The organism is Actinomadura latina NBRC 106108, from assembly GCF_001552195.1.
Taxonomy (GTDB): Bacteria; Actinomycetota; Actinomycetes; order Streptosporangiales; family Streptosporangiaceae; genus Spirillospora; species Spirillospora latina.
In genome coordinates, this window is record NZ_BCQS01000035.1 from 21,973 (window position 1) to 36,164 (window position 14,192).

17 protein-coding genes are annotated in these 14,192 nt (G+C 71.6%); 4 read left to right on the plus strand and 13 right to left on the minus strand.

The window, feature by feature from the left end:
- The first annotated feature begins 127 nt into the window (after positions 1 to 127).
- Both AL2_RS31355 and AL2_RS31360 read left to right on the plus strand, forming a co-directional pair.
- Positions 128 to 1,027: a VanW family protein gene (locus AL2_RS31355; protein WP_067640064.1), complete on the plus strand. Its 900-nt coding sequence runs from the start codon at positions 128 to 130 to the stop codon at positions 1,025 to 1,027.
- Between the two features lie 71 nt (positions 1,028 to 1,098).
- Positions 1,099 to 1,620: a YceI family protein gene (locus AL2_RS31360; protein ID WP_067640066.1), complete on the plus strand. Its 522-nt coding sequence runs from the start codon at positions 1,099 to 1,101 to the stop codon at positions 1,618 to 1,620.
- On the opposite strand, the gene AL2_RS31365 is transcribed toward AL2_RS31360, so the two are convergent.
- The 12 genes from AL2_RS31365 to AL2_RS31420 form a co-directional block, all read right to left on the minus strand.
- The gene (locus AL2_RS31365) at positions 1,604 to 2,386 is read right to left on the minus strand and encodes a hypothetical protein (protein ID WP_067640068.1); all 783 of its coding nucleotides are present in this window, start codon (positions 2,384 to 2,386) and stop codon (positions 1,604 to 1,606) included. The genes AL2_RS31360 and AL2_RS31365 overlap by 17 nt on opposite strands.
- A gap of 16 nt (positions 2,387 to 2,402) precedes the next feature.
- Positions 2,403 to 3,518, minus strand: coding sequence for a glycosyltransferase family 4 protein (locus AL2_RS31370; protein ID WP_067640070.1), 1,116 nt, complete (start codon positions 3,516 to 3,518; stop codon positions 2,403 to 2,405).
- Entirely contained in the window at positions 3,518 to 3,871 is a 354-nt protein-coding gene (locus tag AL2_RS31375) for a hypothetical protein (protein WP_067640072.1), read from the minus strand. The genes AL2_RS31370 and AL2_RS31375 overlap by 1 nt, the downstream gene beginning before the upstream one ends.
- The gene (locus tag AL2_RS31380; RefSeq protein ID WP_067640074.1) at positions 3,868 to 4,596 is read right to left on the minus strand and encodes a hypothetical protein; all 729 of its coding nucleotides are present in this window, start codon (positions 4,594 to 4,596) and stop codon (positions 3,868 to 3,870) included. The genes AL2_RS31375 and AL2_RS31380 overlap by 4 nt, the downstream gene beginning before the upstream one ends.
- A gap of 10 nt (positions 4,597 to 4,606) precedes the next feature.
- The gene (locus AL2_RS31385) at positions 4,607 to 5,758 is read right to left on the minus strand and encodes a glycosyltransferase family 4 protein (RefSeq protein WP_067640076.1); all 1,152 of its coding nucleotides are present in this window, start codon (positions 5,756 to 5,758) and stop codon (positions 4,607 to 4,609) included.
- The gene (locus AL2_RS31390) at positions 5,755 to 6,717 is read right to left on the minus strand and encodes an NAD-dependent epimerase/dehydratase family protein (RefSeq protein WP_067640078.1); all 963 of its coding nucleotides are present in this window, start codon (positions 6,715 to 6,717) and stop codon (positions 5,755 to 5,757) included. Before AL2_RS31390 ends, AL2_RS31385 begins: the two co-directional genes overlap by 4 nt.
- Before the next feature lie 72 nt (positions 6,718 to 6,789).
- On the minus strand, positions 6,790 to 7,755 hold the full coding sequence (locus tag AL2_RS31395; protein ID WP_067640080.1) for a DUF4034 domain-containing protein: 966 nt from the start codon (positions 7,753 to 7,755) through the stop codon (positions 6,790 to 6,792).
- Between the two features lie 94 nt (positions 7,756 to 7,849).
- On the minus strand, positions 7,850 to 8,146 hold the full coding sequence (locus tag AL2_RS31400) for a MoaD/ThiS family protein (RefSeq protein WP_067640082.1): 297 nt from the start codon (positions 8,144 to 8,146) through the stop codon (positions 7,850 to 7,852).
- Positions 8,143 to 9,258: a WD40/YVTN/BNR-like repeat-containing protein gene (locus AL2_RS31405; RefSeq protein ID WP_067640084.1), complete on the minus strand. Its 1,116-nt coding sequence runs from the start codon at positions 9,256 to 9,258 to the stop codon at positions 8,143 to 8,145. Before AL2_RS31405 ends, AL2_RS31400 begins: the two co-directional genes overlap by 4 nt.
- Positions 9,259 to 9,432: 174 nt before the next feature.
- Complete coding sequence (locus tag AL2_RS31410; RefSeq protein ID WP_067640086.1) at positions 9,433 to 9,732, minus strand: DUF397 domain-containing protein; 300 nt, start codon at positions 9,730 to 9,732, stop codon at positions 9,433 to 9,435.
- 26 nt (positions 9,733 to 9,758) lie between these two features.
- A complete protein-coding gene (locus tag AL2_RS31415) occupies positions 9,759 to 9,968 on the minus strand; it encodes a DUF397 domain-containing protein (RefSeq protein WP_067640088.1) in 210 nt (69 codons plus the stop codon).
- A complete protein-coding gene (locus AL2_RS31420; RefSeq protein ID WP_067640090.1) occupies positions 9,965 to 10,798 on the minus strand; it encodes a helix-turn-helix domain-containing protein in 834 nt (277 codons plus the stop codon). Before AL2_RS31420 ends, AL2_RS31415 begins: the two co-directional genes overlap by 4 nt.
- A gap of 126 nt (positions 10,799 to 10,924) precedes the next feature.
- Here AL2_RS31420 and AL2_RS31425 point away from each other — a divergent pair, with 126 nt between their 5' ends.
- Both AL2_RS31425 and AL2_RS31435 read left to right on the plus strand, forming a co-directional pair.
- Entirely contained in the window at positions 10,925 to 11,152 is a 228-nt protein-coding gene (locus AL2_RS31425) for a hypothetical protein (protein WP_067640092.1), read from the plus strand.
- A gap of 443 nt (positions 11,153 to 11,595) precedes the next feature.
- Positions 11,596 to 12,525 carry a rhomboid family intramembrane serine protease gene (locus AL2_RS31435; RefSeq protein ID WP_067640225.1) on the plus strand — a complete coding sequence of 310 codons (930 nt, stop codon included), beginning with the start codon at positions 11,596 to 11,598 and terminating at the stop codon, positions 12,523 to 12,525.
- Positions 12,526 to 12,539: 14 nt separating this feature from the next.
- Here the strand turns inward: AL2_RS31435 and AL2_RS31440 are convergent, their stop codons facing one another.
- On the minus strand, positions 12,540 to 14,183 hold the full coding sequence (locus tag AL2_RS31440; RefSeq protein ID WP_067640096.1) for an ABC-F family ATP-binding cassette domain-containing protein: 1,644 nt from the start codon (positions 14,181 to 14,183) through the stop codon (positions 12,540 to 12,542).
- Positions 14,184 to 14,192: the final 9 nt, after the last annotated feature.

Here is a 14,192-nt window from a genome sequence, read left to right on the forward strand (position 1 = left end):
GGCGGGACCGCGCGTCAAGACCGGCACCCGTGTTGGTCGGGTGCCGGTCTTCTTCGGGCAAAGGCGCGGGAGTCGGCCCCGGAGGCGCGGCAGGATCCCGGTGGGGATCTTCGGGGGGGTGTGAGTCGTGGGACGGACCCGGCCGGGCCGGTGCCGGCGCAGCCGCCGGCAGCGCCGCCGGCCGCAGCCGCCGAGCCGCCGGCCGCAGCTGCGGCAGTGCGTCCGGCAGTGGTGGCCGATCGTGGCGGGGACTCTCGCGACGACCGGGCTGCTGCTCGGCGCCTATCTGGAGGTCCCGCGCGAGCAGGGGGCGTCGGCGGCGCTGGCCGTTCCCGACCGTCCCGCACCGAGGCGGCCGGACGCGGCGGCGCAGGAACGGCCGATGAGCACCTACACGACGCGGTTCGAACCGGGCGAGCCGCGCGTCCGCAACATCGAGCTCGCCGCCCAGATCCTGGACGGGCACATCGTCGAGCCCGGGACGACGTTCTCCTTCAACGACGTCGTCGGGCCGCGCACCGAGAGCCGCGGCTACGTGCCCGCGCCCGCCATCATGGGGGCGCGGCTGGTGAAGGACGTGGGCGGCGGCATCTGCCAGGTGTCCACGACGCTGTTCAACGCCGTGTTCCGGGCCGGGCTCGACATCGAGCGGTCGCGGGCGCACACCATGTGGATGCCGGAGTACCCGGAAGGGCGCGAGGCAGCCGTCTCGTATCCGCAGCTCGACTTCACCTGGAAGAACGACACCGATGGCCCGGTGCGCGTCCAGGTGGCCTACACGGGGTCGTCGCTGACGGTGAACCTGTGGGGCGAGCGCAAGTACGAGGTGCGGTCGCGGACGTCCAGGCGGTACGGGTTCAAGGCGTACCGGACGGGCGTCGGCCGCGGCCGGGCGTGCGTCCCCATGGCAGGCCGGCGAGGCTTCGAGATCGACGTCTGGCGGACGCTGTACTCCGGCGGCCGCAAGGTGCGCCGTGAGAAGTTCCACACCGAGTACCGCCCCCAGCCGAAGGTGACATGCCTCTAGCGAAGCCGTCGTCCGCGAAGCAGGGCCTCAGCAGCCGTGTGAGCGGCCGTGTGGGTGGCAGGGTGTGAGGCATGGAGGGAACATTCGAGCTGGGACCGGACGACGGGCGGCTGCTGGTCCGGACGGGCCGTAGCGGGCTCGGCCGGCGGGCGGGGCACGACCTGACCATCGAGGCCACCCGGTGGTCGGCGCGGGTCGAGGCCCGCGAGCCGCTGGACGCGTCGTCGGCCGAGGTGACCGTCGAGGTGGACGCGCTGGAGGTCCGGGAGGGCACCGGCGGCGCGCTGCCGCTGTCCGCCGGGGACCGCGCGGACATCACGAAGAACCTGCGCAAGGTGCTCGACACCGCCCGGTACCCGCAGATCACCTTCGTCTCGACGGCCGTCGGCGACGACGGCATCGAGGGCGACCTGACGATCATGGGCCGGACGAAGCCGGTGCGGATCGGCGCCACCCGTGACGGGGACCGCGTGCGGGGCACCGTCACCGTGACGCAGTCACGCTGGGGCATCAAGCCGTACTCGGCGTTCTTCGGCGCGCTGCGGCTCGCCGACGATGTGGAGGTCGAGTTCGACCTCAAGCTTCCCGTCTAGCGCGGGCCGCGCGGGCGAACTGGTCGTCGAGGCTGCGCGGGAACGGGAGCATGCGGTGCCGGTCGCGCCAGGGCGCGTATTGGCGGACGGCGTTGAACCCGGCCGCGGTGATGATGCGCCCGACATTCGGGCCTGGCGTGTAGGCAGGGTAGACGTCGAGGTGGGTGACGTTTGGGGGAAGGTCGTCCGGCCTTTGGGGCGACACCAGTGTCATGGGCGGGGCGACCCCTTCGGCGGACGCCATGTCCTGCGCGTAGGCGACGAGTTCGAGCGTCTCCAGGTCGGGCCCACTGTGGACGATGAGCCAGCCGTCCACGTCGATCGGTTCCGATGGGGGATCGGTCAGGACCAGCGGTGAGACCTCGTCCGACACCTCGCGCAGATAGGCGTCATGGGCCGGGTCCAGCGGTTCCAGGACGTACGTGCGGTCGAAACGCGGCGGGTCGGCGGGGAGCAGCGGCCGGTACGCGTCCCAGCGCAGCAGGCGGGCCAGGTGCGTGACCCTCGTCCCGGACGGGAACCGGGTCAGTTCGCCCCTGAGCCCGGCGGGGAACGCGTCGACGATCACCTCGTCCGGGATGAGGCCCGCCGCGGTCTCCGCGACGTGCCAGCCGCCCGCGACGCGCGGATCAGCGGCGAACCGCGACCCGGTCACCACCGTGACCGGGCCGGCCGGCCTCGCGCCGGTCAGCGACAGCGTGTGCAGGACGGACCGGAGCCGCGTCAGATGCCCCAGCCCGTCCCCGGCGGCGTAGCAGACGATCACCGTGCCGGCCGGACGGTCACCGGGCCGCGTCGAGGACGGCCAGGTACCCGGCGGTCTCGGCGGCGGGCGTGAAGTCGCGGCGGATCCGCTCCGCGCCGGCCGCGCCGAGCTTCGCCAGCTCCTCGGCCCCGGCCCGCGCGGCCCGGTCGATCGCCGCGCGGCAGGCGTGCGCGTCCCCGGCGGGGAACGTGAACCCGACCTCGTCGTCCACGAGGTCGGCGAGCCCGCCGCCGTCCGATGCGATCAGCGGGACGCCGAGCGCCGCCGCCTCCAGCGCCACGTTCGGCATCCCGTCGTAGAACGACGGCAGCGCGACGAGGTCGCAGCTCGCGTAGACGGCCGGCAGGTCGTAGCGTTCCATGAACGGCAGGAGCGAGTACGGGACGTCGTGCTCGGCGAGCCACTCCCGCACCGACTCCTCGACCTCGCCGACCAGCAGCAGATGGAACTTGCCGGTGTGCCCGGACGCGGCGAGCGCGTCCAGGAGGAAGCCGACGCCCTTCTTGACCTTGAGCTGCCCGATGAGGCCGATCGTCCGGCGGCCCGGCTCGACGTTCGCGTCCCGCCACGCCCGGCCCGCGGCCCGCTCGGACGGCAGGATCCGCCACTGCCCCGTGTCGACGCTGTTCGCGACGAACGCGACGGCCGCGTCCGGTGCGAGCGCCGTCACCAGCGGCGCGTGCGAGCGGGCGACGACGCAGACGCGGGACGAGGCGCGCAGCGCGTCCGCCAGCACCCCGCGCCGCCGCATCGAGAACACGCCGACGTCGATGTCGTTGCCGCGCAGCAGCGTGACCAGCGGCGCGTCCAGCAGCGAGGACAGGACGGGCGCCGCGAGCATCGCGTACACGCCGCCGAACGCGACCACGTGGCCGTACCCGGTGAGGTTCTCCGCGTTGATCGTCGTCCACAGCCGGCGCAGCGCGTGCTCGGAGTCGTCGCCGAGCGGGGCGGCCAGCAGCCGGCCGCCGTGCTCCCGCCGCACACCCCACGGGCGGGCACGGCGCGTCAGGTGGGCGACGTCGACCTCGACGCCCGCGCCGCGCAGCCCGCGCACGATCCGGTCGCACGACTGCGCCATGCCGCCCTGGCTCGGCGGGTAGTGCTCGGTGAGCCACAGGACGCGCGGCATCAGCTGTCCACGAAGCCGGTGTCGTCGTCCGGCCCCCAGTCGCCCCCGAACGAGTAGTCGTCGCCGGGATTGAACGCCCCGCGGTCGTACTCGTCGAACGACGAGTACCAGTGGACGTCGTTGTAGGTCTGCGAGCTGCGCTGGTAGTAGCTGCGCCGGTACCCGCCCGCCCATGCCGGGTGGTGCGGGTCCTGCGTCCCGTACCCCTGCGCGGCCGCGCACTCGGGGCACAGCCCGCCCTGCGCGGCGTGCGCGGCGCAGACGGGGCGGCGGCACTGCGGGCAGGACGCCGCGGCGGCCCGGCCGCAGCGTCCCAGCACGAAGAAGCCGGTGGTCACGGAGCAGCGGGTCACGTGGTCCTCCTCGCGGCCGCGCTGGGCTGCGTCCAGCGGAACGGCTCCGTCGACACCTGCAGGATCAGCTCGACCATCCCCAGGTCCTCCCGGGGGCCGGGGAACTTCCCGCTCGCGCGGATCACCGTCCGCTTCCCCTCTTTGACCTGCACCCTGACCCAGCCGGGCGGAGGCGACGGCGGCCGCTGCACGACCGCGTCCTTCGGCAGCCGCCGGGTGACCCGCACGAGCTGCACCGTCTTCGCCTTGCTCTTCAGCTTGACCTTCCCGCGCGGGTTCCGCTTGCGGTAGCTGCGGTTGCGCACCCGGTCGGTCACCACGACCTCCAGGACGCTGCCGTCGCGCAGCTCCGCCCGCATCCGCAGCCACGGGTCGAACGCGAACCACTGTTTCAGCCCGGAGACCGGCGGCCGGGATGGCAGGTCCTGCTTCGGCCCGTTCTTCTCCGGGACCCGCGAGCCGCGCATGTCCGCCGCCACCGACAGCACCCCGTCCGGCGGCATGTCGGCGGCCAGCACCCGCAGCATCGGCACGAGCACCCCCGGGACCCGCTGGTGCAGCTGCCACTTGCGCCGCCTCACCTGCGCCCCGTGCCCCGCGAGGCTCGCGATCACCGGCTCCCAGTCGTCGCGCCGCAGCGAGACGGAGAAGCCCTTCTCCAGCGTGAGCGCCGTGTGCAGCGGATGGAACCGCGCGATGGCGGCCTTCTGCTTACGCCAGAACATGACATACCACCTATCGATCCAGCGTGCGGTAGACCTCGGCCAGCCGGGCGCGGGACCGCGCCCAGGTCAGGCCCTCCTCGATGTGCTCGCGGCCCCTCCGCCCCATCGCGGCGGCCTCGTCCGGGTACTCCAGCAGGACGCGGACGGCCCTCGCCAGCTCGGCGGGACGATCGGCCGGAACCAGCCGCCCGTGCTCGCCGTCCGCCATCAGCTCGCGGACCGCCGGCAGGTCCGAGGCGACGACCGGCACGCCCGCCGCCATCGACTCGATCACCTTCAGCGGCGCGCAGCCCTGGTCCAGGTTGCGGGCGCAGCCGGTCAGCGGCGCCACCGACACCTCGGCGTGCGCGAGCCAGCCGGCGACCTCGTGGTGCGGCAGCGTGAACCGCCAGACGATCCGCTCCGCGACCCCGAGCCGCTCGGCGAGCCGCCGCACCGGCTTCGCCCGCCGCTCCGGGACGGACGCGCACACCACCAGCCGCAGCCCGGGCAGGTCGGCGAGCCGGGCGAACGCGCGCATCAGCACGTCCAGGCCCTGCCATGGCTGCATGGCGCCGACATAGACGACATACCGTTCAGGCGCGTCCGGCGGCCGTTCGGTTTCACGGGGAACGTCGGCCCCGTTCGGCACCAGGTGAATCCGGTGCGCCGGCACGCCCCGCTCCCGGACGGCGTCGCCGATCACCCGCGACGGCACCACGATCGCGTCGCTGCGCTCCAGGCAGAACCGCTCCAGCTCGCGGATCTTGCCGAGCGTGCTCGGCGCCGCCCACGGCCACGTGTGGCCCATCTCGATGGACGGCAGGCCGTTGACCTCGTAAACGACCTTGTGGCGCCGTCCGTCCGCGACCGCCGGGAGCGCGCTCCACGGGTCCCTGACATGGCAGACCTCAAGCGTCTCCCGGTGCGGCGCCAGGTGATCGGCGACCCAGCCGGAGAACGCCTCGGCCCGGTCGATGAGGTTCGGGATCCGCTCGTCGAACCGCGCGATCTCCCGCGTCCCCTCGCGCTGGTAGCGGGGCAGGTCACCGCCGCCGATCACGCCGAGGAGCCCGCTGCCGTAGTGCGCGAACAGCTCGTCGGCCATCTGCGCGATGTGCACCGCCGACCCTTTGCTGGACGGGAACCGGTCGAACGCGACATAGGCCGCCCTATGCCTCATCCGATCCGCACCTCCTCCACGGTCCGCAGCGCCCGGTGCCAGGCGATCTGGTCGTCGAGCCCTTCCGCGAGGCCGATCGCGGGCGTCCAGCCCAGGAGCCGCTGGGCGCGCCCGATGTCGGCCCACGTCCGGGACGCGTCCCCGGCCACCGGCGTCTCCCGCCTGATCTCCGCCCGGACGCCGAGGGCGCCCGTCAGCATGGCGACCGCGTCCCGCACGGCCACATGCTCCTGATGACCGACGTTGATGGCGATACCGGGCGGCAACTCCTCGGCCGCCGCCGCGAGCGTCGCGGTGACGACGTCCCTCGCATGGGTGAAGCTGCGCGACCTGAGCCCGTCCCCGAACACGGGCAGCGGACGCCCGTCCAGCGCCGCCTCCACGAACCGGTGGAACGCCATGTCGGGCCGCTGCCGGGGCCCGTAGACGGAGAAGTACCTGAGCAGCACGGTGCGCAGCCTGGCCTCCGCCGCCAGCCCGGCGAGCCGCTCCACCTCGACCTTGCTGACCGCGTACGGGCTCTCGGGCCGCAGCGGATCGTCCTCCCGGTTCGGCCTGCGCCCCGCCGACCCGTACACCGACGAACTGGACGCGACCACGACCTTCGGCCTGCGCCGGGCCTGCACGCACGCCGCGAGCAGCCGCCGCGTGGCCGTCACGTTGTCCCGCTCGGCGACGGCCCGCCCGGGCCCCCACGAGTCCCGCACGCCCGGCCGCCCCGCCAGATGGACGACGACATCTGCCGCGGCGACGGCCTCCAGTCCGTCCACGGCCAGATCGATGTCAGCGGTAACGACCCCCGGACGTGCCGCTACCTCCGCCCACGTCCGCCGCGCCACATCGGGAGCGAGCGACCGCGAGGGGGCGTCAACGGCGAGAACCTCGTGCCCCGCGCCCGAAAGCGCGTCGACCACATGGCTTCCGATGAACCCCGCCGCACCAGTCACGACCACCCGCACGCGGGCACTTTATCCGCCCACGCCCGAACCCGGACAGGGCTCCTGTCCCTGCTCACCCGGGACACGCCGCCCTCACGGACGCCGATGGACGGCCAGGGTGATCCAGCGGTGTACGCGGGTCCGGAACCGGGGCAGGATGACGAAGCATGCCCACGGCATGTCCGAGCAGTAGGGGCCCATGGCCCGAAACTGGCGGGCGGCGACGGCCCCGGAACCGACCCGCGAGGCGCAGAAGGCCAGGTGCATGCGGTCGAACACCGCCCTGGCGTGCGGCGGTGCCCCGCGCTCGGCGACGGGCCGCTCCCAGAGCTCCACGGCCCGGTCGACCGCCTGGGCGGCCCGGGGACCCTTCCAGAAACGGGCCTCGGTCTCGCCCCGCACCCGGCCGTCCGCCAGGGCCATCGCGTACTCGATCACCGCGAACAACGGCAGCACGTGCAGCGGCGAGCCGGGCGGCGCGCCGGCCGACGCCCCGTCGGCGAAGGCGAACATCTCGTCGTGGGAGCCGCTCCACTTGGCGCACAGGTACTGCAGCGCATGGTAATGCCCGCCGACGTGCCCCGGGTCGCGCTGGACGAGCCCGTCCCAGCGGAACTGGAACTCCTGGCGGGGGACCTGCAGCCCGCGGGCCAGCTGGACCGCGATCGCCCACGGCGTGGGGTCTTCCGGCGCCCGTGCGATGGCGGCCTGCAGGGCGGCGTCGGCGAACCGCAGCCGCTCGAAGAAGCCGGACCAGGCGCTCTTGCGAACGTACCTGGCGTAGGCGCCGCCGCGGATATTCCAAGCCTGGACCACCAGGGCCTTCGCGTTGACCATCTGGGCGTCGGCACTGCCCGGCTCGGCCGCCGCCCATTCTGCGATCGCCCGGTGGCACTTCGTGTCGAGGGCGAGCCTGCCGACCCGGTGCTCCTTGCGGTCCCAGTCGCCGCCGGTCTCCCGAAGTAACGCGGCGGCGGGCTGCCGGTCCCCGGTCCGTAGCGCCGCCACCGCGTCCAGTACCGCGTGGTCGCCGTAGGCCACGTCGAAACTCACGCTCATCGCCGTCTCCTCGCCTCGATCCGGCGGACCAGGTTAGAGACATCAAGGAGACGGCACGCCACGAAAATGTCGCACTTCGGCCACGGTCGACGGGTCAGCCGCCGGCCATGGCGCCGACGACCATGAAGGGTTCGGCGCCCCCTGCGACCCGCTCGGGGAGGACGCTCTCCGGCGGGTCGTGGGAGAGGTCCTCCTCGCAGGCGAAGAAGCGGACGAACGCGCGGCGGCGTCCGGTGGCGCGGTCGCGGATCGTCCCGCGCAGCACCGGATACCGGGCCTCCAGGACGTCCAGCACCGAACACAGCGTGACCGGCTCGGGAACGTCCAACTCCACCTCGCCCTCCACACCGGCGAGGACGCGCAGGTGGGCGGGCAGCACGACGCGGATCATGGCAGCGTTTGGACTTCGACCGACAGGACGGCCGGCAGGTCGCGGACGATCGGCTCCCAGGTGTCCCCGGCGTCGGCGGACGCGTACACCTGCCCGCCCGTCGTACCGAAGTAGACGCCGCACGAATCAAGCGAGTCGACGGCCATCGCGTCCCGCAGCACGTTCACGTAGCAATGGCTCTGCGGCAGCCCCTTGGTCAGCGGCTCCCACTCGTTCCCGCCGACCCGGCTCCGGTAGACGCGCAGCTTCCCCTCCGGCGGGTAGTGCTCGGAGTCGCTCTTGATCGGGACGACATAAACCGTGTCCGGCTCGTGCGCGTGGACGGCGATCGGGAAGCCGAAGTCGCTCGGCAGGTCGCCGCTGATCTCGTGCCAGTTCTCGCCCGCGTCGTCGCTGCGCATGACGTCCCAGTGCTTCTGCATGAACAGCACCTCGGGGCGCGACGGGTGCATCGTGATGCGGTGCACGCAGTGCCCGACCTCGGCGTCCTGGTCGGGGATGCCCTCCGAACGCAGCCCGCGGTTGATCGCCTTCCACGTCTTGCCGGCGTCGTCCGTCCGGAACGCGCCCGCCGCCGAGATGGCCACGTACATGCGTGCCGCGTCCACGGAATCCCGCAGGATCGTGTGCAGGCACATCCCGCCGGCGCCCGGCTGCCAGGACGGCCCGGACCCGTGCTCGCGCAGCCCCGGCAACTCCTGCCACGTCGCCCCGCCGTCGACGGACCGGAACAGCGCGGCGTCCTCGATACCCGCGTGGACGGTGTCCGGGTCCGTCGGTGACGCCTCCAGATGCCAGACCCGCTTGAACTCCCAGGGCTTCGGCGTGCCGTCGTACCACTGGTGCGTCCCGGGCACGCCCTCGTAGGCGAACTCGTTGCCCACCGGCCGCCACGTCGCGCCCCCGTCGTCCGACCGCTGGATCAGCTGCCCGAACCACCCCGTGGACTGCGACGCGTACAGCCGCGACGGATCGGCGGCCGCCCCGGCGACGTGGTAGATCTCCCAGCCGCCGAAGTGAGGCCCGCTGACCTCCCAGTTCTTCCGCGCTCCGTCCGCGCTGAGGATGAACGCGCCCTTCCGCGTCCCGACCAGAACCCGCACTCCGCTCATGGCTGCTCCCTCCGAGCGCCGTCAGGCATGCTTCGACCGCCGATACTGACCCCCGCCACCGACAAAACTCATCGCCCCGTCCACGGTCCCGCGGAAGAGATGACCAGCGACCATCGAGTTCCGCGAGCGGTTGAGCCAGAGGGGGCGGCGGGTTTGAGCGGACAGCGACCGAGGTTAAGGGAGGTCGTGCGCGCCGCTCTTGATGTGGTCAGTGAGCGCTTGCCAGGCAGCGGGGGCGAGGGTGAGGCGTGGACCGTCAGGGTCCTTGGAGTCGCGGACGGCGATGGTGGGGGTGAGAGCTGCGACCTCGACGCATGCGCCGCCTTGGCCGCCGCTGCGGCTACTTTTCCGCCACCGGAGGTTGGAGTCGCGGACGGCGATGGCGGGGGTGAGGGCCGCGACCTCGACGCAGTTGCCGCCTTGGCCTGTGCTGCGGCTGCTCTTGCGCCACCGGATGTCCGGGAGGTTGTTCATGCCAGTGCCTCCTGGCCTCGCTGAGGTTAAGGGAGGTCGTGTGTGCCGCTCTTGATGCGCTTGGTGAGGTTCTGCCAAGTGATGGGGGCGAGGGTGAGGTGGGGGCCGTCGGGGTTCTTGGAGTCGCGGACGGCGATGGTGGGGGTGAGGGCCGCGACCTCGACGCATGCGCCGCCTTGGCCGCTGCTGCGACTGCTCTTGCGCCACTGGGGTGCCGACCGATCTGTGGTGCTCACTCGTAGCCTTCCTGGATCTGCTGGATCGCCTTGAGAGACTCGCCTGCTCGGAGCGACTCACCCATGACCAGGTCGAAACGTACTCTGTACTCCGCCACCGTCGTTCCGTCCTCGATGAGGTGGCTGATCTCGGGGCCTTCATGGTAGGCGACGTCCAATCCTCCAGGAAGGCTTAGAACGAAGAAGGAACCGTCCAGCCCGGCGTAGGTCACGGATGAGAAAGGCAGCATTCGGATCTCGACCCGCGGGTTTATCGTGGCCACGTCGACCAACTTGGCCAACTGGTCATGCATTACCTTCGGGCCGCCGACAGGACGCCGGAGTGCAGCCTCGTCGAGGACGAACCACATACGTGGCGCGTCGTCACGCGCGAGGATCTCCTGTCGCTCCAAGCGGGCGTAGACGCGCTCCTCCAACACGTCGGGTCGGAGGCCCGAACTCATCACGGCCTGCGCATAGGCAGGGGTTTGCAGTAGACCAGGCACTACCTGCGCTTCGAAGCATCGCATTGAGACGCACGCGGTTTCGAATTGCGCGTACCTTGAGAAGCCGGGCGGAGCGGCCAGGTGCTTGCCTTCCCGCTTGATTTCTCGCCACATGTGCCAGAACGCCCGTGCCTGAGTCTTGAAGAACACGTCCAAGTCGTCGGCCGTGGGCTCGGACGGGGGCTTCTGCGCCGTCTCCAGCTTTTCTATCCAGCTCGCCTGGCATCCGAGGGCCTGTGCGAGTTGTGGGCGTGACAGACCGGCTGCTTCGCGATGGGCACGCAGTACCGCGCCGAATGTTCGAAGCAACGGGTCACGGGTGTAGCCGTCTTGCTCCTTCGGCATTTGGGGGGTCCCTCGTCCGGGGCGGGGTGCCGTCTGAGGTGTGTTGGTCCTGTAGCTGAGCGTAGCCGACTCTGTGACGCTGGTCACGGAAATCGGAAGGCAGGACGAGACCGAAGGCATTCAGCGATGGACACGCGAGCGCAGGACGAGATGGAGTTGGAGCGGCTGCGGGCCGACTTCGCGGGGTGGCGGATCTGGCGGGCCGTCAAGCAGGACGGACGGCTGGGGGAGTGGGTGGCCAGCCTGCACGACCCTCGGGTGGGGATCGAGCCGACGCTGATGTTTCCCACGGCGCCGCTGTTGCGGGACGCGTTGCTCCGGCAGGCCGAGTGCGCCAAGGCCAGGGTCCGATGAGCCCGGCGCGGCCGGTGGACGTCCCCCCGGGCCCACCGGCCGCGTCGTTCCACGGGAAGGAAATGCCGTGAATCCGCGGGCTGAGAATCAGGTGGTCTCGGGCGCGCCACGTAATGAGCGGCGTGTTCAACTGGATGCGCTTCGGGCCGTTGTTGAGGCGCGGCCTGAGTTGGGGTGCGCGATTGTTGAACGGCGCGGGACGCTCTTGTTGAGCGTCGTCCGGTATGGCGGGACGGGGCCGTTCGCCGAGATCGGGTGCGACTACGTGCGGGCGGCGTGGTGGTTCACGTGGAGTGATGGGAAGCCGATCGCGCCGGTCCAGGACGCGGCTGGGGTCGTGCGATTGCTCGTCCGCGTATTGGATTAGCGGGGGCGGGCTGCCTTTCGCGTCCCGTCCGTGATGGGGCGTCGGTATGATCACCGGGCTTTGGAAAGGGTGGATCATGGCGACGACCCAGGGTGAGCGGCAAGAGGCGCCCGCGTGCTATCGGCATCCCAAGCGGGAGACCTATGTGCGCTGCACGCGGTGTGACCGCTACATCTGCCCGGATTGCATGCGTGACGCGGCGGTGGGGCAGCAGTGCGTCGAATGCGTGCGCGAGGGCAACAGGACGGTCCGCCAGGGCCGGACGGTCTTCGGCGGCAAGGTCTCGGTGACGCCCTGGGCGACTTACGTCCTGATCGCCGTGAATGTGCTGGTGTACCTGGGTGAGCTGGCCAAGCCCGACCTGGCCGACAAGCTCGGGTCCCTGGGCATGGGTCTCATCGGGCCGGACGGTGCGATGTACGCGGCCAACGGCGGGACGTACCCGGGGTTCGAGTCGGTCGGCGTCGCGTACGGCGAGTGGTACCGGCTGATCACCTCCGCGTTCGTGCACCTGCTGCCCACGGAGGGCGGCTTCGGGATCCTCCACATCGTCCTCAACATGTGGTGGCTGTGGCGGCTCGGCCGGCCGACCGAGGAGATGCTCGGCCGATGGCGCTTCCTGGCCCTGTACCTGCTGGCCGCGCTGGGCGGCTCGGTCCTCGGCTACCTGATCGACCCCGGTATGAACGCGGTGGGTGCCTCGGGTGGGATCTTCGGGCTCACCGCGGCCTACTGGATCTTCATGCGCCGGCTCGGCCACCCCATGCACGAGGCCAACCGGCTCGCCGTGTTCGCGATGATCTGGCTGGTCGTCTCGGCCGGGGTCACCGCGTGGCAGGGGCACCTGGGCGGTCTCCTCGCGGGCGGCGCCATCGCTCTGGCCTTCGCCTACGCGCCGAGGGAACGACGCCTTCTCGTCCAGGTGGGTGCCGCCGCGGCCATGCTCGTCCTGCTGACCGTCCTGGTGGTGATCAAGACCTCGGAACTCGGCGGCACCCTCGTGTGACTTCGCGGCCGGGTTCAGCGGGGACGGGCCACTCGGGCCTCGTCCCAGACCGGGTCGGGGGATTCGTGGACGGAGCCGTCGGCGCCGAAGATCAGGTGGCGGTCGAAGGAGCGGGCGAACCAGCGGTCGTGGGTTACGGAGATGACCGTGCCCTCGTAGGACTCCAGGCCCTCTTGGAGGGCTTCTGCACTGGCCAGGTCCAGGTTGTCGGTCGGCTCGTCCAGGAGGAGGAGGGTGGCGCCGCCCAGTTCCAGGAGAAGGATCTGGAGGCGGGCTTGTTGGCCGCCTGAGAGCGTTTCGAAGGGCTGCTCCGCGCAGACGTGCAGCTCGTATCGGGTCAGGGCGCTCATGGCGTCGTTGCGCAGGCGGGCGTGCTCGGTCATGACGATCTCGCACGGTGTGCGGCCCGCCAGATCGGGGCGGGCGTGGGTCTGCGCGAACAGGCCGGGGACCACGCGGGCGCCCAGGCGGGCGACGCCGGTGTGCGCGACCGGTTCGACGGGCGTCGCGCCTCGGGGGAGTGCTTCGGCGACGGCCGTGAGCAGGCGCAGGAAGTGGGATTTGCCGGAGCCGTTCGAGCCCAGGACTGCGACGCGCTCGCCGTACCAGACCTCCGCGTCGAAGGGCTTCATGAGGCCCGTCAGTTCAAGGTTCTCGCAGACCACCGCGCGTTTGCCGGTGCGGCCGCCGTGCAGGCGCATCTTGAGGTTCTGGTCGCGGGGCGGGATCTCGGGCGGGCCCGCCTCCTCGAACTTGCGCAGGCGCGTCTGGGCGGCGCGGTAGCGCGAGGCGAAACCGTCGTTGACCGTCGCCTTGGTTCTGAGGGTGTTGACGAGTTCCTTCAGTTTCGCGTGTTCCTCGTCCCAGCGGCGGCGCAGCTCTTCGAGGCGTTCGTTGCGGTCGCGGCGGGCGGCGGCGTAGGTGGCGAAACGGCCGCCGTGGATCCAGACGCGGGACGCCTCGACGGTGACGATCCGGTCGGCGGCCCGGTCGAGGAGTTCGCGGTCGTGGGAGACGAGCAGGATGGTCTTGGGCGTCTCGCGGAGCCTCTCCTCCAGCCAGCGTTTGCCCGGGACGTCCAAGTAGTTGTCGGGCTCGTCCAGGAGGAGGACCTCGTCGGGGCCGCGGAGCAGGGCTTCGAGCGCCAGGCGCTTCTGCTCGCCGCCCGAAAGGGTGCGGACTTCGCGCCACCGGCACCCGTCGTAGGAAATGCCGAGCGCAGCCACGCAGCAGGCGTCCCAGAGCACCTCGATCTCGTAGCCGCCCGCGTCGCCCCAGCCCGCGAGGGCCGTGGCGTAGCGGAGCTGGGTGGGCTCGTCGTCGCGCTCCATCATCGCCAGCTCGGCCGCCTCCACGGCCTCGGCGGCCGCCCGGACGCGCGGCGGCGCGAGGGACAGCAGCAGGTCGTGGACGGACGAGTCGTCGCGCATGCTGCCGATGAACTGGCGCATCACGCCGATGCCGCCGCTGTGCCCCACCGTCCCGGACTGCGGCGCCAGGTCCCCGGCGATCAGGCGGAGGAGGGTGGTCTTGCCGGCGCCGTTCGGGCCGACGAGGGCGGCCGTGACGCCGTCGCCGACGCGGAAGGAGACGTCGTCCAGCAGCGTCCTGCCGTCCGGCAGTACATGGCTGATGTGTCCGACTTCGACGTGTCCCACGGCTCCCCC

Excerpts from the sequence above, each read along its gene's own strand:
- AL2_RS31425 (WP_067640092.1), top strand. The coding sequence starts at position 10,925 with ATGGACACGCGAGCGCAGGACGAGATGGAGTTGGAGCGGCTGCGGGCC.
- AL2_RS31385 (WP_067640076.1), bottom strand. The coding sequence starts at position 5,758 with ATGAGGCATAGGGCGGCCTATGTCGCGTTCGACCGGTTCCCGTCCAGC.
- AL2_RS31380 (WP_067640074.1), bottom strand. The coding sequence starts at position 4,596 with ATGTTCTGGCGTAAGCAGAAGGCCGCCATCGCGCGGTTCCATCCGCTG.
- AL2_RS31395 (WP_067640080.1), bottom strand. The coding sequence starts at position 7,755 with ATGAGCGTGAGTTTCGACGTGGCCTACGGCGACCACGCGGTACTGGAC.
- AL2_RS31435 (WP_067640225.1), top strand. The coding sequence starts at position 11,596 with ATGGCGACGACCCAGGGTGAGCGGCAAGAGGCGCCCGCGTGCTATCGG.
- AL2_RS31420 (WP_067640090.1), bottom strand. The coding sequence starts at position 10,798 with ATGCCGAAGGAGCAAGACGGCTACACCCGTGACCCGTTGCTTCGAACA.
- AL2_RS31410 (WP_067640086.1), bottom strand. The coding sequence starts at position 9,732 with ATGAACAACCTCCCGGACATCCGGTGGCGCAAGAGCAGCCGCAGCACA.
- AL2_RS31400 (WP_067640082.1), bottom strand. The coding sequence starts at position 8,146 with ATGATCCGCGTCGTGCTGCCCGCCCACCTGCGCGTCCTCGCCGGTGTG.
- AL2_RS31405 (WP_067640084.1), bottom strand. The coding sequence starts at position 9,258 with ATGAGCGGAGTGCGGGTTCTGGTCGGGACGCGGAAGGGCGCGTTCATC.
- AL2_RS31360 (WP_067640066.1), top strand. The coding sequence starts at position 1,099 with ATGGAGGGAACATTCGAGCTGGGACCGGACGACGGGCGGCTGCTGGTC.
- AL2_RS31370 (WP_067640070.1), bottom strand. The coding sequence starts at position 3,518 with ATGCCGCGCGTCCTGTGGCTCACCGAGCACTACCCGCCGAGCCAGGGC.